Genomic DNA, 19,687 nt, shown 5'->3' on the forward strand with positions numbered 1-19,687 from the left:
AGTCGTAAGTAGTTAATACGGGCGTAACGCCTGATGTTAGCCACTTACGACTCGTTGCCGTTTGACCGTATTTGTTGCGGATATTGCAAACCAATACGACCGGTAGGTTGTCGGGAACGTACCTGAAAATGTGGGTAGTGTTAATGAAGAACAAAAGGCTACCTGTAACAGAATTTACCACAACATTATCTCTGCAAGCGGTCAGTCGAGAACAATCACCGATTTTCCACTCAGTTTACCCCGTCTGGCTTCCCGGTAGGCTTCCCGGACGTTGGTGAAGGGATAGGTTTTATCCAGCACAATCTGTAAATCAGCTTCAGCTAGCTTTGTTAACGTATTGAGTCCTTCAACGGTCGGTTTCACGATCAGTATCTTACGTTTCTGGCCGGAGAATATATTATTGATGAATGAGGCAATGAGCCCTAACGGTGACGGAAGCGTACTGACAAAGACGGCTTTTCGCTTCATCAGGCTCTTTGCTTCGGTAAAGGACAGCTTGGTGGACAGGTCTATCACTGCGTCGAACGTCTGATTCAGGAGCTTGATAGGTTGTTTTGTGTAGTCGACTACCGTATCTGCGCCCAATTTTTTTGCTTCGGCAACGCCTTTCGTGCTGACAATCGCCGTTACACGGGCACCGCGTTTTTTGGCAATCTGTACGGCAAATACGCCAATCCCACCGGTGGCTCCGTTGATCAGTACGTCCTGGTTAGGGCCAACGGCGGTCAGTTGATCGATGATTTGCAGAGCTGACAGCCCGGTTAAGGGTAGGGCGGCTGCTTCCTCAAACGAGATATTGATAGGTTTCGGGGCAATATCAGTCTCTTTGACGGCAACGTAATCGGACAGGGCTCCCCCTTTGAATACATCCAGTAATCCCATTACGGCATCACCCGCCCTGAAGCGTGTAACAGCGCTGCCCGTTCGTTCGACAATCCCCGAGAAATCGATACCTACCGATTTAGGAAATGTAGAGCCCGACATCAGTTTCATTTCTCCCCCATACACCTTCCAATCCAGGGGATTAATGGAAACTGCTTTTACCCGGATCAATAATTGATCCTTCTCAATATCTGGCCTTTCCTGCTCAACTAATTCTAGGACGCTTTCATCGCCAAACTGGCTATACATTACTTTTTTCATGTTGTTTTTATGTTTTAGATGCACAAAATCCCGGTTACCGAAGAAGGCACCGGGCCTGATGGTGGGCTACAGGGGTGTGACTAATTCTTCCAATTCAGGATAGGCAGTGTACCCGCGCGCCCCAGGGGTGTATAAGGTTGTATAATCCACCTCATTTAGGGGAGCGTTTTTTTAATCCTCCTCATGAAGTCCAGCGGCATTAGTAAGTTTTTCATTACCGTGTGTTTTAGTTTTGTCATAGCAAAGTTGGGCTTTCCGGGGAGCTATAAATAGCGCAAAAAGCCGGAAAAATAGTCGAATACGACAGGGTATGGCAATCCAATAGTTAGCTGAAAGATGGGCTTGTGGTATTGTTGTGTGAGGCTGTGAACGGTATGACCTGGTTTGTCGAGTAGGACTGATTTATTGTCCCATCGGAATATTTTTCGATCGAAAGCCGGCCGTGATTTGTGGTGTATTTAAAATCAACTCATATGGAAAATCATAAGAAACCGTTCACCGTGAGCCCCGAAGCGGGCAAAAGCGTTTCCGTTGTTGGTGACACCTATCGAATCCTGATCAGCGGAGAGGATACGGGCGGAGCGTTTGCTACTATCGACATGCTTATCCCTCCCGGCGGTGGCCCCGGACCGCATGCTCACGCGGCTTTTAACGAATCCTTCTATGTGATCGAAGGAGAAATCGAGGTCAAATCTGAGTTTGGCAAGTACACAGCGACTAAAGGATCTTTTATTACGATTCCGGAAGGGGGCGTGGTGCACGGCTTTAAGAATACTAGCGGGCAGGTAGCCCATCTGCTTTGCACGGTGGTACCCGCTGGTCTGGAAACGTTCTTCGAGGAGATCGGTCAACCCGTTGCGGCCGGCCAATTCCTGCCTGTACCCCATTTTGATGAAGCAACCATTAAACAACTACAGGCTATAGCCGCCAAGTATGGCCAGCAAGTGTTCCCTCCCGATTACTTAGGGTAACCAGTGCGTTACGAATAAGAATACCGCTTCGGATTCAGGCCATAATGCTTCTCAAATAGTCGGCTGAAGTGACTCAGGTTGGAAAAGCCTAGTTCATAACCCACCTCGCCAACGGAATGCTTTCCCTGTTTCAACAGGAAGGCGGCTTCTTCCATTCTGGCTTGCTGGTAGTAATTGTAGATCGTACTGCCAAACGTTTGTTTGAAAAGCTGTTTCAGTTTTGTTTCGCTCATCGCAGCGACCTGTGCCAACTCACGGATTCGCGGAGGGACGCTCAGGTCGCTGATGATCTCATTGCGTATGTACAAGAGTCGTTCTGCATCGGCGCTGTTGATGGTTTGATGCGTAGCGCTTTCGCGTAAGGACAACTTATGGAAAACCAAATAAAGTAACTCCTGCACCTTGATTTGCATGTAAAAATTACTCAGGCTATTGGTCATGTCCACAGCGGCCATGTTTTTGAGTAGTAACTTGCTCTCCGCTTCCATACGTTCGAAGAAAAGAAACGAATTACCACTGCCGGTAATGGTCTGCAGTACCGAATTGGGCTGGCTGACGGCTAATAATTCGGTTAAACGGGCCGGCTTTATGGCAACAACTACATAAAAAATGGTTTGGTGGGCGGGAAAACGGATGGTTGAACTGAGATCGTTCGACGTAACCTGGATAGCCGACTCATCACGTTGAGAAAACAGTACCTGAGTGTCTTCATTGAAGGCGATCTGGAGCGCCTGCTCGTTATTGTAAAAAAAGACGGTGATCAGATCATTTCCCTGGCCGGATGTATTGCGTTTGATGATCAGGTCTTCCTTAAGACAGTACTGGTGGATGGTAATTTTGAAGTCTGACCCGAACGCTAGTTTACGAACGTACCCCTGTCCCAGATGATCAGGTATTACCAGGAGGTTGTTTTGTACTGTTGCCTGTATATGACGGGCAAAGTAAGTCATAAAGTCAAATTCAGGCGTGGCGTAAAAATTGAATAGCATGAGGACGGGGCTGTGTGTTGCCAAGGTTCAGCAATATGGCAGAATCGTACTTTATAAGTACAGCTTTAACGGTGAAAATAAACACACGCCGGTCAACGAATATTTGGTACTCTATGCAAACGCTCCTTTTGGAGACGAATGAGCTTTCATGGGTCGGCTTTTTAAATGAGCCGTTTTATCGGCAAATGATGACGGGTAAAAACTTTAACTGTAAGTTGTTACTAATACTACAGGTTGTATTTAGCAGTAGGAAACTCGTATGTAGAACTCTATTCTAAAATTAGTGGTCGTTTTATGCTTAAACACTGGTGGAAAGCCTTAACCATTCTGATTCTGGCCTATGTCTTCCTGGCAGGGCTGATGAGCCCCGTTCCCAAATTACCCATTTTACACGAAGCCATTCGAAATACATTCTTTCATCCGCCCCTCTGGATCGCGATGATGACCCTGCTGTTAGCGTCGACTATTTTCTCCATCCGCTATTTAAGAAAGGGCAAGTTGGATGATGATCTTATTGCTGTCGAGTTAGCTAATACCGCTCTCTTATTCGGTGTGTTAGGCTGTATCACAGGATCGGTTTGGGCTTATTTCGCTTGGGGTGATTTGTGGCCGAATGATCCTAAAACCAATGGAGTAGCTGTTGGCATGCTGTTGTATCTGGCCTATTTTGTATTGCGGGGGTCAGTGGATGATGAGATGCGTCGTGCGCGGATATCCTCTGTTTATAACATCTTTGCCTTTGCTGTTTTTATTCCACTCATCCTCATCCTGCCTCGATTGACGGATTCTTTACATCCAGGCAATGGAGGCAATCCAGGTTTCAATCAATATGATGCGGATAGTTCAATAAAGCGAATCATCAGACCGGCTTTTGTGGGCTTCACTTTACTTGGTTTTTGGATTACGCAGCTTCGGGTCAGATTGCGTCGGCTGGAAACGTTACTTGACGATCAGGATGAAGCAAGAAAGGTATCCATTAAACCCTCAACCTATTTATAAAATAGTCCAGACTTATAATTAACCTCTTATGGATCAGTTGACGGAATTATTACGCCAGGATGGAAAGATATGGGTGGTCGTGGCGGTGATGAGTATTATTTTATTAGGCTGGTTAGGCTATCTAGTCAAGATTGGGCACCGAGTCAGCAAAATCAAACGACGAAATAATAGTTAACAGCTGATTGGATTGACCCTCAGGTTTTCAAAAAATCGCTCTCATAGCCGACGAGTATTTTCACTTCTTGAGGCAAATGATAAGCTATCCGCACGAGCGGCCCCGTCCCTTTTCGCAGAACTACCCAAATGTGTTGTGTGTAAGGCACTTGATAGCCTAAAAATCAACGGTGCTTTTCGCATTAGATCAGTTTTGACAAGTAGGCGAGCTACCTGCCTTAAGAATCAAAAAGTGGCCAGTTGGTAGATATTGCGCTCCACTACTTCAATAACAACAACGGTTGGCCGCTCGGCTTTTAGCAGGGCGGGGTCTAATTTACTGCCCCGCATAAAATAAGACTCACGAAAATAGCCGGGTAGGTAATTCATCATCCCGTGGCTGAATGAATCACCAACGAAGAACAATCGCCCCGAGCCCGTCCCGGTAAAGCGAGTAGACGGATACCCGATGGCCTCATTGGGAATAAGCGCCGTTTGGCGGCCGATTCGCTCGGGTGATGGTTTGATGTAATAATAGATTGGGTCTTTTTGCTCGTTTTGCAGCGTCAGCATGGTAGTCAGATCGCCCGCTCCTCCATTCTGCTGCTCGATGTGGTAATCGGCCAGACGAACGGGGGGAATGGCTGGCTGATCAGCCCGAATGCGTTCTAGCAGGCTGGCACAGCCAATCAGCGTGCCATACTCATTCCAGTGCGTATCGGTCTGGTAATAAACAACATGGTCACGTTTGGCGGCCCGGAGGGTGTCCCGAATATCGATAAAGGGAAGGTTTGTTTGGGCGATGGCCTGTTTAAGGACATCCAAACGGGAAGGTTTCTCACTTTGTTGCAGATGGTCGGGCAGGAATTCCGGATAAATAGTATGCGAATCAGGCGCTACAAAAATGTACAGTTTAGCCCCCTGTCGGGCTAGTTCCTGTTGCCGCTGAATCAGGTGGCTGGCAATACGCCGTGCCGAATCGGCCGAAAGCGGTTGCAAGCCCCGATGCTGATCGACGACTTTATTGTAGCTGTTTCCCAGGTAAAGCCAGCCATTTTTGCCCACCACTACCTTCTCGGGCAAAGGCGATTCTTTCAATATGTTGAATTTCCAGCGGCTATAGACATAAAACAGAGCATTTCGCCAGCCGAAATTTTCTTTGTAATACCGATCGAACTGTTTAACAAAGCTCCGGACATGCGGAAAGTTCAGGGGAGGCATGCCCTTTAGCTGCCGGTTTTCGGTGCTGCTAAACCGTGATGACAACCCCAGCACCTGATCGAGGGTTGGCAGGAAGAGGACAAGGGCAAAAATGACAGCAACGATACGAGTGCGGCTACTATTCATGTTGTTTTTAAGGCCTATAGTTGGCCTAGAAAACCAATGTTTCGCTCAACAATCTCAAAGACGACAATGTCAGGGCGCTCCTTTTCTACCAGTTTCATGTCGCACGTATGATCGCGGACCAGATACGACTCCCGGAAATAACCCGGTAACGAGTGGTTCATTGAAAAACTAAAGGAGTCGCCTATGAGCAACAACTTGGGCAACTGGCTTGAGGCTGTAACAAATCGTTGAGAAGGCAACCCCTTCTCGAGGTTTTCTTTTTGTTCAATGTTTTGAGCAAGCAGAAACTTGGCTGGTTTTATTTTATAAGCTATTGAGTCAACAAATTCACTATTCAGCGCCAGCATTGTCACCAGATCGCCCCCAACCCCACGAATCGGCGAGACCCTATAGTCCGTTAGCCGGGCTACGGGTAGTTTAGGGAAATCTTTCCGCAATCGGTTTACCATCGTCAACGTGGCAATCAGCGAGCCGTACTCATTCCAGTGCGTATCGGTCTGATAGTACGTAACCCGGTCTGCTTTGGCCGCCATCAATTCCGGGCGCACATCGACTATCGGAATGGTCGTATGTTGACCCATGTACGTCTTGAACCGGTCAAAATTAGACACATGCGCGTTGATCGGCAAATAATTGGCTAAGTTCTCCGGATAAATCGAATAAGAGTCGGGAGCAACCAGGATGTATAACGTAGCGCCCTGTGCCTTTAACTGACGCTGAAACGTGCTCAAATGGCGCGCTATGGAGGCTAACGTATCCGGATGAAGTACCCATAAACCCCGGTGCTGGTCAGCAACATGGTTCAAGCTGTTGCCTGGATAAAACCAGTGGTTATTGCCGATTACAACCTTGTCGGGAAGGGGAGATGTTCCCAGAAGCTTGTATTTCCAGTGGGTATACTGATAAAACAAGGCATTCCGCCAACCGAAATTTTCTTTGTAATAGGTGTTAAACTGTTGAATGAAGGTGAGAACATGAGGAAATCGGGCTTCGGGAAAGGTAGCCAGAATCCGTTTTTCCGGGCTTTTAAAATTTACGGATAAGCCTAGCCATTGATCGAGCGTTGGCACAATCAGGAGCAGTACGAAGCCAAGGCTTAGTAAAGTCGCTTTAAAAGGCGGTCGTTTCGTAGGGGGCGTCCAGCGGTGGAGCGGCTGATGCGTATCGTGTACGGTCGAATGTTGTACCATCATGATGTGGATTGACGGTTTCTGTGCCTAAAATCGGAAGTAGATAAACGGATTGTAGGTATCGGCAGCCAGGTACATAACCGCTAATACGAACAAACTAAACAAGCCAACAATGTACACCGAGTTGAGAAAAAGCCGTACGGGTACCAGACGAGCCAGTGTGCGATCCCAGATCCGTTGAAAAGAAGGGTAAACCGGGGTGGCCAGTGTAAGCCCTAGCAGGAGAGAAACAACAAGCTCGCCGGTCAGGAAATAGGCGGGTGGGTAGGCTACGGCCGCTGACGGCTGTGCACCCAGACCAATCATTTTCTGAAGGAAATGAATGGCTTCCGGGAGGGTTTCGATCCGGAAAAAGACCCAGCCAACCAGAACGACGATCAGCGTGTAGGCATGTGCAATGGGTGGCCAGATACGTTCCAGCCGCTTGCCCAGACCAGCCCGCTCTACAAGCAGGAACAACCCGTGATACAGCCCCCAGATAATAAAATTCCAACTGGCTCCGTGCCATAAGCCCGTGACAAAAAAGACAATCAACAAATTTCGGTATGTCCGCAGTTTACTGCCCCGATTTCCTCCCAGTGGTATATATACGTAATCGCGGAACCAGCTGGACAGCGAAATATGCCATCGACGCCAGAAGTCCTGAATCGAGCGGGCGATGTACGGGTAATTGAAATTTTCTTTAAAATCGAACCCAACCATTTTGCCCAGCCCGATGGCCATGTCTGAATAGCCCGAAAAGTCGAAGTAAATCTGCAGCGAATAGGCTATAATGCCCAGCCAGGCTGTTGAGGTAGGGTACGAATCGATTGGAGCATTAAAAATAGTATCTGCCAGACTGGCAAACGTATTGGCCAGAAGCACTTTCTTGGCGAGCCCCAGAATGAACCGCTCGGCACCAACACCAAATTTTTCAATCGTTGTCGTTCGGTCTGCCAGTTCGGGAGCAATGTCGGCATAACGGACAATAGGGCCCGCTATCTGGTGCGGGAACATGGCTACATAGGTACCGTAGTCCAGAAAACTGCGGTTGGCCCGAATGCGGCCCCAGTAAATATCCAGCGTGTAGGAAATGCCCTGAAACGTATAAAAGCTAATGCCAATTGGTAAGGCAATGTGCGTGAGCGCCAGGCTATCCGGAACCGGCAGGGCGAAGGCATCCGCAAGACTACGGACTGAATCGACAAAAAAGTTGGCGTATTTGTAATAGAACAGCAAGGATAAACTACCTGCCAGCGAGAGCCATAGCCCCGCTCGCCGATGCCCCTGTTCAATCAAACGCCCCGCCATGTAATTGATCAAAGCCGACAGGAGCAACACCAAGACTACTGGCCCTTCGCCCCAGGCATAAAAGCACAGGCTGGCGGCAAATAGAAACGCATTGTGCCAGCGTTTGGGGAGTAAATAATAGGCGAGTAGAAAAAAAGGTAAAAACAGGAATAAAAAGATTGCTGAACTGAACAGCATAATGATTCATTTTTGAGGGGTGGATACAAAAATAAGTCTTTAGCTTTACACTTAGTGACTTAAACAACTACCAGGAAGGCTTGAGTTCTATTCGGATCAATAAATAAATTGACTGGAATAACGGCTGATTTTTGACTGTTTTAATCGATTTTAGGTCACCCGATACTCTAAAATAGGCCAAAAATAAATTGTTGGGGTGAAAGTAGTTTTTTTACGGTAACCCTGTATGTCGCATGAGTGTAATTAGATGAGTTGATGTGTAGTCGGCCCGGGCTTATATACCCATATAGATTGAACAGAATGAAAGCATTTGTTTATGCCGTTTATGCACTGGCCATCGTAGTCGTCACGGGTAGTTGTTCAAAGGATTACCCGGCTGCAGTTGGCAACAAAGCCACTACTGACCCATCGGCCGTGACATCGACAACGGCTTGCTCCTGTACTACATCGCCAGGAAGCAGCACCACGGCAACAACACCTGTTTCGGCTACCAGCAGCCCGCCAGTGTCTGTTCCTCAGATTGATACACTAAAAGTACCCGCTCCCGTCTTTTCCCCAGATGGTGGGACGTTTCATATTCGTACGCAGGTTAATTTAACCGCTGATACATTGCCTGCGGGAGCAGTCATTGAATACTCGTTGGATAACGGGCTGAGCTGGGAAACGGGTAAGCAGGTTACGCTAACCACGGGTGGGAGCGTGCTAAGCCGGATTCGCTCGGGCAATAAGGTATCACTTAGCCGGTCTTCGGCCCTGTTTAATCTCTACTTTGAGCGGATGCTGGTGATTGGCAACAGCATCATGAGCCACGGGCCCGCCCCCGACCTGGGGTGGTTCAGTAATAATGGAATGGCCGCTTCGGTGCCCGAAAAAGATTTCGTTCATTTGCTGACGAGCCGTTTGCGAGCGCTCTATCCCAATATGACCGTCACCCTTCAATCAGGGGGTAATTTCGAGCGCGAATTTGGAACGTCAGCGTATAGTTTCGATGAGTTCAAGGAGTCCTTACAACAGGTTCAACCGGACCTGATTCTGGTACGACTCGGCGAAAACATTGATGATTCACAAGTGCCAAAGCGCGGTTTTGAAACGCAGCTGCGTCAGCTGCTGGATGGACTGGCCAACTATGGTCGGCCGGTAAGGGTTGTCTGCACGACCAGTGTCTGGCAACAGCCACAAGCCGACGCGATCATCCGAAAAGTAACCATCGAAAAGGGGCATGCGCTGGTTGATCTCTCCTGCCTGGTTGGCCAGGGTCAGTATTTTGCCAGTCAATACGCAAATCCTGGCGTAGCCGCCCACCCAAATGATACCGGTATGCAGCGCATTGCCGATCTGATCTGGGAAAAAGTCAAATAGGCCATCAACCAGCAAACAAAAAGGCGTTTCCGAACCGGAAACGCCTTTTTGTTTGAAAATAGGGTGCGTTTTAAAAGAAGGAAAGCCGAAGCACAAACGGAGTACCGCCATAAACCTGATACGAAATAGGGTCGTTAGGCTTGTAGTTGAGGTTGTAAAGAGCCGTTAGGTTGACGCCAAAACGCCGGCTTATCGGTTGCATGTAGGTTATACCGACTAACGGAGCGGCAATAGTTCCGGTATAAGCTCCTGCAACCTGATCTATTTTTTGCTGGTAAGTATTAGTTTGTAGCTCGCCATGTAAATAGAGGTTCGGCAGTATGCTCGGTATAAATTCATACATGAGAAACCCTCTGAATCCATACTGATTAATTGTCACACCCTGGTTCGCATACAAAATACCGGGCTTATAGCGAGTATAGGTGTAATTACCACCAATACCAACGATCATTCGTTCAGTAGCCTGGTAGGCAATGACCGGCGAAATACCCAGGCTAAAAGGATTGCCGAACCGGAAGCCGTTAATGCCACCGCCAAACCGAAGTCGCTGGCCAAAAGGCAACGGGCGCCCTTCCGGCGTTTGGGTACGGAGAGGGTCCTTGCCCTGATCCTTTCGGTCGTCCGGGTCTTCGGTAAGTTGCCCGAAGGCAATACTACTACTTAATAAAAGCGTGATAAACAGTAATTTCTGGAGATAATTCATGGTATTTTATTCAGGAAATAACGCTTATACAGTAACGAAATCAAAAGGTGAATTCTTTTACCTCGGGGTCTCTCAACAAACGTTTAATGCACTTTTCATGGTTTTGTTCGGACCCGCTAACCCGCCAGTGACCGATGATTTCTGTGCCAATACGTTGTTGCTGATTTCGGGTCGATTTTAAGCTAAATTCTTCGAAAAGGTCTTCGTACTGTTTTAACGTCTTATTATGAAACGCTGTTACAATTTTATAATCACGAATTTGGTTCAATTTCTGAATCCGGCTTGCCAAGTTGACCAGCAAAAGTAATGACCCCAGAATAAAGACAAAACCAACCAGCGCAATATCGTAGTGGCCTGCTCCGACACACATGCCCAGAGCCGAGACGGCCCAGACGGTAGCGGCTGTCGTCAGGCCCTTTACACTGTTATTTTCGCGAAAGATAATGCCCGCGCCCAGGAAACCGATGCCATTGACAATGTTGGCTGCAATTCGGTCGCCAGAGCCGCCAATACGGCCCGAGATCATGGTGAACAGAGCAGACCCGACGCAAATCATGATCATGGTTCGCAACCCGGCCGATTTGCCATGATACTCGCGTTCGGCCCCAATCAGGCCGCCAATAACCAGCGAAATACTCAGCCGAATAAGGTCTTCCTGCGCAAAATCCATCTCGTATAGTAGCTAATACGGGTATTTGCCTGATCCCGTTGCAAAACCTCGTCTGTTTCAAAAACCAATAAGGTTTAAGAGAAACCATATCCCGAAATAAACCGTTAAAATCTAGATAGAGTTTACCCTCATTAACTTAGAATGACTCAGACTACGGAGACCGAACGCCGGACCGCCGGACCACAGCGTTCCGTTGATTATCTCGACCCCAAACAGTTTATTATTATCAAAGGGGCGAAAGTACACAATCTAAAAGGAATTGATGTTGCCATACCCCGTAACAAGTTAGTTGTCCTGACCGGCCTGTCGGGTTCGGGCAAATCGTCGCTGGCTTTTGATACCTTATTTGCCGAGGGCCAGCGCATGTATGTCGAAAGCCTGAGTAGCTATGCCCGTCAGTTTCTGGGGCGTATGGAAAAGCCTGAAGTTGAATATATTAAGGGCGTGTCGCCTGCTATTGCCATTGAGCAGAAAGTGTCGACCCGCAACCCTCGTTCAACCGTTGGCACCTCCACCGAAATTTACGATTACTTAAAGCTTCTCTTTGGCCGGGCCGGTATCACGTATTCGCCGATCTCGGGCCACGAGGTCAAGAAAGACACCGTTACGGATGTCGTTAATTTTATGTACGGCTTCGAGGCTGGGCAGCGGGTTATGGTCATGGCTCCCCTGCGCGTTCGGGACGATAGAACGCTGGCCTACGAGCTGAACATCCTGCTTCAGAAGGGCTATACACGTATTGTGGCCGAGGGCGGTCCGGCGGGTCGGCAGATCATGCAGATTGAAGATGTATTGACTGGCGACGAAGCGAGCGTACCGGAACCGTATACATCATTGGAAATTCTGGTCGACCGCGGCACGGTGCTTTACGACGATAAGGGCAATCCCGATGAGGATAACCAGTATCGTTTTTCCGACTCGGTGCAAACGGCCTTCAACGAGGGCGATGGAACCTGTCGCGTGGATGTCGTTGGCAAAGAATCCCGGATTTTCTCCGACAAATTTGAACTCGACGGCATTGTGTTCGAGGAGCCGAGCGTAAACCTGTTTACGTTCAACAACCCTTATGGAGCCTGTCGCCGGTGCGATGGATTTGGGAAAGTGCTGGGTATTGATCCCGATCTAGTCATTCCCGACAAAAATCTATCGGTATTCGAAGGGGCCATTGCGCCCTGGCGCAGTGAAAAAATGAGTGAAGAGTTTCTAAAACCACTGCTCAAAAACGGCATTCGATTCGACTTTCCCATCCATCGGCCTTATAAAGACCTGACCCCTGCCGAGCAGGAACTGCTCTGGACGGGTAACAAGTACTTCGAGGGAATCAACGCCTTCTTCGACTTTGTGGAAAGCCAGACTTTCAAGGTTCAGTACCGCGTTATGCTGTCCCGGTATCGGGGTAAAACAACCTGTCCTGAATGCCGGGGCTCGCGGCTGCGTAAAGATGCCGGTTATGTAAAGATCGCTGGCAAATCCATTACGGATCTCGTACTGATGCCCCTTACGCAGGTGACAACCTTCTTCCACGATCTGGAATTGCCCGAACATCAGCAGAAAATCGCCAACCGGATTCTGATCGAGATTCGTAACCGACTGGACTATATGGAGCGGGTGGGACTTGGCTATCTGACGCTCAATCGCCTGACCAATACCTTGTCGGGCGGTGAATATCAGCGCATTAAACTGGCTACTTCGCTGGGCTCGGCGCTGGTGGGTTCGATGTATATTCTGGACGAGCCAAGCATTGGCCTGCACCCGCGCGACACCCAACGGCTGGTGAGTGTACTCGAATCGCTGCGCGATATGGGCAACACCGTTATTGTGGTCGAACACGAGGAAGAGGTGATGCGGGCCGCCGACCAACTCATCGACATTGGTCCCGACGCTGGTTCTTTGGGTGGTCATCTGGTGTTTCAGGGAACGTGGGACGAAATTAAGAAATTGGGAGCGAGCAACGAGGAACGGGAGGTTGTTGACGCGTCAGAAACGACTCGCCCCTCACATACGATCGACTTCCTCACGGGACGTGAAACCGTTCCAGTACCCTCGTTTCGACGTAAGGCGACCAACTTCATTGACCTGAAAGGAGCCCGTGAAAATAACCTGAAAGGGGTAGATGTGCGGTTTCCGCTCAATACGCTTACGGTTGTAACGGGTGTTTCGGGTTCGGGCAAGAGCACGCTGATCCGTAAAGTGCTGTATCCGGCGCTTATGCGGCAACGGGGCGAAGGCACCGAAGAAGCAGGTAAATTCGATGGTTTAAGCGGCTCACTCGACCGTATTTCGGCCGTTGAGATGATCGACCAGAACCCAATTGGCAAATCGAGCCGCTCCAATCCCGTTACCTATATCAAAGCCTATGACTATCTCCGGCAGGTAATGGCCGATCAGCCAGTGTCGAAATCACGGGGCTATAAACCAAGTCATTTCTCCTTTAACGTGGATGGCGGCCGTTGCGAAGTATGTCAGGGTGAAGGTGAGGTGAAAATTGAGATGCAGTTTATGGCCGATATCTACCTCAAATGCGAGGGATGCGGAGGTAAACGATTCAAACAGGAAGTGCTGGAAGTTACGCTGCAGGATAAAAACATATCCGACATTCTGGATATGACCGTCGATGAAGCCATTAGCTTCTTTCGGAAAGTAGACAATAAAATGGCCGATAAACTCCAACCTTTGCAGGATGTAGGGTTAGGGTATATCGGGCTAGGTCAATCCGCCAATACCCTGTCGGGGGGCGAAGCGCAACGCGTCAAGTTGGCGTCGTTTCTGGGTAAAGGCAACCCAAACAAGGGTAGTACCCTGTTTATTTTTGACGAACCGACCACCGGCCTGCATTTCCATGACATTCGTAAACTGCTCTCGGCCATCAACGCCCTCGTTGACCAGGGAGATTCGGTGATCATCATCGAACACAACATGGAAGTCATCAAAAACGCCGATCACATCATTGACCTCGGTCCTGAAGGGGGCGAAACGGGAGGCTATGTTACCTTTACGGGTACTCCCGAGGAGATGGTGAAGCTAACCGACGGTAATTTTACCGCGCAGTATTTAGTCGGTAAAGTCTGACAAATCAATTGATACGTATCGCAAAGGCGGGTGGCAACATCCGCCTTTACGTTTGTGCTGTCTGCCCTGTGAAGGCGGTTATAAGTAACCGCCTTCACAGGTTCCTCAAAACCTATTGTGAGATGTTTCAATAGGTTTTGAGGAACCTAGTTTGGCAGATTTAAGAACCTGCCAGCACAAAACAGCATAAAAAGCGCAAATCGCAGCTATTTTGTTAAAAAAAGATACTTTTTATATATAAAAGAAGCCTCCCTTACCCCTAGTCAAACAAGGATAACTAACTTTCCAGTATTTTCGCGGAGTTACTATTTCCACCGTTCATGTCAAGGGTTGTCACGTGGGCCTTTTTTTTGCTTTTAGGGCCGGTTTTTGCTTTTGCTCAACTTCAGATTTCTCATCCGATGGCGCGCCTTGTGGTGCAGCGCGGGATCGATGGAAACGGCCGGATTTATCTGTCAGGGCGCTTTACGGGTTCAGTGGATCGGGTAGAAGCCCAGCTAACTCCCGCTGTGGCTGGTCAAGGGGTGGCTACTGGGTGGCAAACGATACAGACAAATCCTGCTAACAATCTTTTTCTGGGCTATGTTACGGGCGCTGGTGGCTGGTATACCCTCAACGTGCGCACTATCGCTGGCAATACCGTGCGGGAGCAGGTAAGTGTTCAGCCGGTTGGTATTGGCGAAGTGTTCGTTACGGCTGGTCAATCGAACTCACGCGGGCTGGGCATTGGCGACAACGATCTGGGAACCAATACCGACCGCGTCAACGCCATCGATTCCATCAACCATTATTATCCACAACCTCCGGCAGCACCAGCGTTGCTTTCTTCCGGTGATCCCTCGCCAGTACCGCGATTCAAGGCATTGACCGCTACCCGACGCATATTCCCGATGGCCGAGAGTTCGTGGGCATGGGGCGAACTGGGCGACTACATTGTGAATCGGTACAACGTGCCAGTGGCTTTCTTCGTGGCTGGTTGGGATGGGTCCACCATCGATAACTGGCAGAAAACGGCAAACGGTATTCCGACCTGTAATGCATATTACTGCACAGCAGGAAACTGGGAGAATCTGCAGCCCTACACTAACCTGAAAAACGTACTTCGGTATTATGGTTCGGTATCGGGCGTGCGGGCCATCCTCTGGCAGCAGGGCGAAGCGGAGGGTGATGTGGCCAGTAGTGATATTCCAACCTATGCCGATCGGCTTCGGGATGTTATTCAGAAAACCCGTCAGGATTTTGGGGGCCAAAATGTGCCCTGGATGGTCGCCCGGGCGTCATTTAATGGAACAAAGACAACGCCAGAGGTAGTCACCCAACAGGAAAATGTGATCGCTACGTCAGGATTTAATGTGTTTCAGGGGCCGTACAATGACACCATTCAAAACCGGAACGCAGGGAACGTCGATGTTCACTTTCGGAATGTATCGCGACCATCGCCCCATCCGCAATATTACCTGAATAACAAGCCCATTCCGGTGGATATGGGCCTGTCGCGGTATGCGCGTAACTGGAACAACAGCCTCAATAACGCCTTTTTCCAGAATGCCCAGCCCATCACACCGACACAATTTGCCGTAACGGGTAATCTGGCTGCCTATGTTTTACCGGGTTCTACCCTGGCCGTTACCTTCAGTACGCTGGGTACGTTCAATGCCGGAAATCAATGGCAGGTTCAATTGCTCGATTCACTGGGCCAGTATAAGAGCGTTTTGGGTAGCGGGTCGGCCAGCCCCATTCAGATTACCCTGCCCAGCGATCTTCAACGGGGCCGTTTTCAAATTCGGGTCGTGTCCACATCGCCTGCCTTGCCTGCCGTACCGTCCAATTTGTTTCAGATTTCGAATCAGGCCGACGTAAGTCTGGCTATGGGAATCAATCAGAGAGCTCCTGATGTGAATACGCCTGTTACCATCAGCCTGTATGTTCAGAACGCTGGACCGGGCCCGGCCAAAGGTGTGGTTGTTCGAAATCGTCTACCCGATAACCTGGCATTTGTCTCCTCTTCCGACCTGTCGGCCTCGGGAACGGTGCTGACCAGTGCCGCCTTTGACATTGCCTCGGGAGCTACCCAAAAGCTTAGTTTTATTGCCGTGCCGACCCAGTTAGGCACCTACAGGAACGCGGCCGAGGTGGCGCAGACAGTGACTATTGATCCCGATAGTCAGCCAAATTCCGGTACCGGCGATGGGCAGGACGATGCCGTTCAGCTGGATTTTCGTACGCGCCAGGGTAGTGCCGCCGTGTTTACCTCGCCGAATCCTAATCAGGTGCCGCTGCCAACCGTTAGCAGTAATCAGCCCACCCCTGATCCGGCAAAGGCCGATGTAAGCCTGAGAATATCGGTAAGCAATCGCACGCCCAGCGTGGGTAATGTACTTATTTATACCGTTACGCTGACCAATATGGGCGGTTTATCGGCAACGGGTTTAAGCGTAGCAGCCTATCTGCCCGCCGGTCAGGCGTTCGTGGCAGGTGATGATTTTGGATTGTCGGGTGGGGCGCTGGTTGGTGGGGTAAGCAGTTTAGCGGCCGGAAGTAGTATTTCCCTGCGTTTTCGGGCTAGTGCCACCGCCACCGGTCGGGGCGTTTGCACGGCTCAGATCGTGGCGGCCGGTGTGCCGGATCCCGATTCTACGCCCGGCAATGGCGTCACAAATGGGGAAGACGATACTGCTCAGGTAGACATCCGGGTGAAGTAAATCCTGCGCCAGTTAGGTGTTCATACTGAACAGTTTATGACTGGTTTGCGTTAAAATTAGCACTAGCCGTTTTTTTAATAGTACAAAAATCAGCCTTTCTGCTTTTAGACGTAGCGAATCGCTGTGTAGCTGTATTTTATGAAAATCAGGTGGATTCTTTTTGGCGCAGTTGGCATTGGGGTCGCCTTAATGCTTTCATCGTTTCTCGGCTTTTTTGAGAAACGGGTGGATTATAATACCCAGATCAAACCCCTGCTGAACAAAAACTGCATCGCCTGCCACGGTGGTGTCAAGAAAGCCGCCGGTTTCTCCCTGCTTTTCAAACATGAAGCGCTGGCGCCCGCCAAATCGGGCAAACTGGCCATTATTCCCGGCGATGCGGATGGGAGCGAACTGATTCGGCGGTTGACGCTGACGGACCCCGACGAGCGAATGCCGCTCGATCACCCCGCCTTGAAGCCCGACGAAATAGAGCTTCTTCGTAAATGGATCGATCAGGGGGCTGAATGGGGCGAGCACTGGGCCTACCAAACCGTTCAGCGGCCCGATGTGCCGAAAATTGGTACGTTATGGAGCCGGTTAGGGCTGGTCGACAATGACGAAACCGACTGGGCCAAGAATGAAATTGATCACTTCATTCTGGATAAACTAAAGCAGGATGGCCTCAAGCCTTCTCCCGAAGCTGACCGGGCTACATTGATTCGGCGGGTGTCGCTCGATTTAACGGGTTTGCCGCCAACCGAAAAAGAGGTCGCGGCTTTTGTCGCCGATCGATCGCCGGGTGCTTATGAAAAAGTGGTTGATCGGCTCCTCCAGTCACCCACCTACGGCGAACGATGGTCGGGGATGTGGCTCGATCTGGCCCGCTATGCCGATACCAAAGGATATGAACGCGACCCCGGCCGGAAAATATGGCGCTACCGCGATTGGCTGATCAAGGCTTTCAATACCGATAAGCCGTTTGATCAGTTCGCCGTAGAGCAACTGGCAGGCGATTTGCTGCCCAATCCGACCGACGATCAATTTATCGCAACGGGCTTTCACCGAAATACGATGACCAACGATGAAGGCGGTACGCAGGACGAAGAGTTCAGGGTAGCGGCCGTACTTGACCGAGTCAATACCACGTGGGATGTGTTTCAGGGCACGACCTTCGCCTGTATTCAGTGCCATAGTCATCCATACGATCCGTTTACCCACGACGAATATTATAAATACCTCGCGTTTTTTAACAACACCCGCGACGAGGATGTAACGAGTGATACGCCAACGCTGCGTTTCTATAAACCTGCCGACTCGCTTAGGGTACTGGCTCTACAACAATACTTAGCCAGCGCTACGCCAGACGCGAAGCAGGCACAGGCCAGCGTTAAGCAGGTTACGCAACTGCTGCGAACAGTCGAACCCAAACTAAATTCGCATGATTTCGATGCGTTAGCCAATGCGTCTCTGCTGGATGCGAAATACTTTGGTTTCCAGGACAAAGGGGCGGCTCGTATCAAAAACGTAACCCTGACGGGGCGGCCACGACTGCTCATTGCTTGGGGCACCAAAGCGCCCGATGCCGTTGTCACCATCCGGCAGGATAAGCCCGATGGGGCCATTCTGGCTACGCTGCCTGTTCCTAAAACGGGCAATCAGTGGAACGATACCATTCAGATGATTCCACTGCCACCGGTGACCGGGAAGCATACGCTCTATCTATCGCTCAACAGTCCCAAGGCCCCTAAAGAGTGGGTCATGATCAAGTGGGTCTCGTTTCAGCCGGTTATGCCCGGCCAGCCGCTTAACGCGCTTGGTGAACAGGACAAACTGCTCGTCGACCTGCTCAACGCCGACGTTGAGCAGACGCCTGTTATGCTGGACGGAACGGGTGATCTAAAACGTGAAACGCATGTTTTTGATCGGGGCAACTGGATGGTAAAGGGGAAAAAGGTAAGCCCTGATGTTCCCAAATCCTTTCCAGCGATGGACCCTGAATTACCCAGAAATCGTCTGGGACTGGCTAAATGGATGGTTAGCCGGGAGCATCCGCTGACGGCGCGTGTAGCGGTGAATCGTTTTTGGGAGCAGTTGTTCGGCACCGGCATTGTCGAAACGGTAGAGGACATGGGTACGCAGGGTATTCCGCCAACGCATCGGGAGTTGCTGGATTACCTGGCCGTCGAGTTTATGGAAACTGACCACTGGCAGGTTAAGAAACTGTTGAAACGAATAGTGATGTCGGCAACTTACCAGCAACAGTCAAAGGCTACGCCGGAGCTACTCGCCAAAGATCCATTCAATAAATTGCTCGCCAGAGGTCCACGCGTCCGGTTGTCGGCCGAAGCCGTTCATGACCAGGCGCTGGCCGTGAGTGGCCTGCTGAGCCATAAACTGTATGGGCCGAGCGTCATGCCGATTCAGCCGGATGGTATTTGGCAGTCGCCCTACGATGGTGAATCATGGAAACAAAGCACGGGCGAAGACCTGCACCGACGCGCACTGTACACCTACTGGAAACGGACAGCTCCCTACCCGTCGATGGTGACGTTTGATAGCCCCAGTCGGGAGTTTTGTCAGCTACGTCGGCTGCGGACCAACACGCCGTTGCAGGCCCTGGTCACGCTGAATGATCCCGTCTACGTAGAAGCTGCCCAGCAGCTGGCCAGTTATATGCAGGCGCACGGGAAATCACCCGTAAGCCAGATACAGGCTGGTTTCCGGCAGATCATGTTGTGCGATCTGTCTCCGAAAAAACTAATTGTACTTACCCGGCTCTATCAAAATACGGAGCAGTATTACCGCCAGAAACCAGATGAGGCAAAGAAGCTATTAGACTGTAGGGATGTTTCGCCCCAACGGGCTGCCCTGACTGTAACGGCCAACACGATGCTGAATCTGGATGAGGTGATTACGAAAGAGTAGGTTCATGTTTATTTAAAA

Annotated in this window: 14 protein-coding genes; 7 read left to right on the forward strand and 7 right to left on the reverse strand. The window is 50.0% G+C overall.

Features of this window, described 5'->3' with window-relative positions; all coding sequences use genetic code 11:
• Window positions 1–201: 201 nt before the first annotated feature.
• The gene (locus ACYVAM_RS04610) at window positions 202–1,143 is read right to left on the reverse strand and encodes an NAD(P)-dependent alcohol dehydrogenase (protein WP_461064410.1); all 942 of its coding nucleotides are present in this window, start codon (window positions 1,141–1,143) and stop codon (window positions 202–204) included.
• Window positions 1,144–1,616: 473 nt separating this feature from the next.
• Between ACYVAM_RS04610 and ACYVAM_RS04615 the strand changes: the two genes are divergently transcribed.
• On the forward strand, window positions 1,617–2,114 hold the full coding sequence (locus tag ACYVAM_RS04615; protein WP_461064412.1) for a cupin domain-containing protein: 498 nt from the start codon (window positions 1,617–1,619) through the stop codon (window positions 2,112–2,114).
• Window positions 2,115–2,122: 8 nt separating this feature from the next.
• Here ACYVAM_RS04615 and ACYVAM_RS04620 read toward each other — a convergent pair whose 3' ends face one another.
• On the reverse strand, window positions 2,123–3,103 hold the full coding sequence (locus tag ACYVAM_RS04620) for a helix-turn-helix transcriptional regulator (RefSeq protein ID WP_461064414.1): 981 nt from the start codon (window positions 3,101–3,103) through the stop codon (window positions 2,123–2,125).
• Window positions 3,104–3,337: 234 nt separating this feature from the next.
• On the opposite strand from ACYVAM_RS04620, the gene ccsA reads away from it, so the two are divergent.
• Window positions 3,338–4,102: a cytochrome c biogenesis protein CcsA gene (gene ccsA / locus ACYVAM_RS04625; RefSeq protein ID WP_461064416.1), complete on the forward strand. Its 765-nt coding sequence runs from the start codon at window positions 3,338–3,340 to the stop codon at window positions 4,100–4,102.
• 28 nt (window positions 4,103–4,130) lie between these two features.
• Window positions 4,131–4,277: a CcmD family protein gene (locus tag ACYVAM_RS04630; RefSeq protein WP_461064418.1), complete on the forward strand. Its 147-nt coding sequence runs from the start codon at window positions 4,131–4,133 to the stop codon at window positions 4,275–4,277.
• A gap of 224 nt (window positions 4,278–4,501) precedes the next feature.
• Here ACYVAM_RS04630 and ACYVAM_RS04635 read toward each other — a convergent pair whose 3' ends face one another.
• Genes ACYVAM_RS04635 through ACYVAM_RS04645 form a run of 3 tightly spaced genes read right to left on the reverse strand, consistent with a single transcriptional unit; the run spans window position 4,502 to window position 8,259 of the window.
• Window positions 4,502–5,602 (reverse strand): alginate O-acetyltransferase AlgX-related protein, encoded by a 1,101-nt coding sequence (locus tag ACYVAM_RS04635; protein WP_461064420.1) that lies wholly within the window; start codon window positions 5,600–5,602, stop codon window positions 4,502–4,504.
• A gap of 14 nt (window positions 5,603–5,616) precedes the next feature.
• Window positions 5,617–6,795: an alginate O-acetyltransferase AlgX-related protein gene (locus ACYVAM_RS04640; RefSeq protein WP_461064422.1), complete on the reverse strand. Its 1,179-nt coding sequence runs from the start codon at window positions 6,793–6,795 to the stop codon at window positions 5,617–5,619.
• 24 nt (window positions 6,796–6,819) lie between these two features.
• Window positions 6,820–8,259: an MBOAT family O-acyltransferase gene (locus tag ACYVAM_RS04645; protein WP_461064424.1), complete on the reverse strand. Its 1,440-nt coding sequence runs from the start codon at window positions 8,257–8,259 to the stop codon at window positions 6,820–6,822.
• 300 nt (window positions 8,260–8,559) lie between these two features.
• On the opposite strand from ACYVAM_RS04645, the gene ACYVAM_RS04650 reads away from it, so the two are divergent.
• Window positions 8,560–9,618, forward strand: a complete 1,059-nt coding sequence (locus ACYVAM_RS04650; protein WP_461064426.1) for an SGNH/GDSL hydrolase family protein — start codon at window positions 8,560–8,562, stop codon at window positions 9,616–9,618.
• A 70-nt stretch (window positions 9,619–9,688) separates the two neighbouring features.
• On the opposite strand, the gene ACYVAM_RS04655 is transcribed toward ACYVAM_RS04650, so the two are convergent.
• Both ACYVAM_RS04655 and ACYVAM_RS04660 read right to left on the reverse strand, forming a co-directional pair.
• Complete coding sequence (locus ACYVAM_RS04655) at window positions 9,689–10,321, reverse strand: hypothetical protein (protein ID WP_461064428.1); 633 nt, start codon at window positions 10,319–10,321, stop codon at window positions 9,689–9,691.
• A gap of 40 nt (window positions 10,322–10,361) precedes the next feature.
• Window positions 10,362–10,991, reverse strand: a complete 630-nt coding sequence (locus tag ACYVAM_RS04660; RefSeq protein ID WP_461064430.1) for an MgtC/SapB family protein — start codon at window positions 10,989–10,991, stop codon at window positions 10,362–10,364.
• A 141-nt stretch (window positions 10,992–11,132) separates the two neighbouring features.
• On the opposite strand from ACYVAM_RS04660, the gene uvrA reads away from it, so the two are divergent.
• The 3 genes from uvrA (at window position 11,133) to ACYVAM_RS04675 (ending at window position 19,669) form a co-directional block, all read left to right on the forward strand.
• Window positions 11,133–14,060, forward strand: a complete 2,928-nt coding sequence (uvrA, locus tag ACYVAM_RS04665) for an excinuclease ABC subunit UvrA (protein ID WP_461064432.1) — start codon at window positions 11,133–11,135, stop codon at window positions 14,058–14,060.
• Window positions 14,061–14,461: 401 nt separating this feature from the next.
• Window positions 14,462–16,762 (forward strand): DUF11 domain-containing protein, encoded by a 2,301-nt coding sequence (locus ACYVAM_RS04670; RefSeq protein ID WP_461064434.1) that lies wholly within the window; start codon window positions 14,462–14,464, stop codon window positions 16,760–16,762.
• 138 nt (window positions 16,763–16,900) lie between these two features.
• The gene (locus tag ACYVAM_RS04675) at window positions 16,901–19,669 is read left to right on the forward strand and encodes a DUF1553 domain-containing protein (protein WP_461064436.1); all 2,769 of its coding nucleotides are present in this window, start codon (window positions 16,901–16,903) and stop codon (window positions 19,667–19,669) included.
• Window positions 19,670–19,687 lie beyond the last annotated feature (18 nt).

It is taken from the genome of Spirosoma horti, from assembly GCF_054776595.1.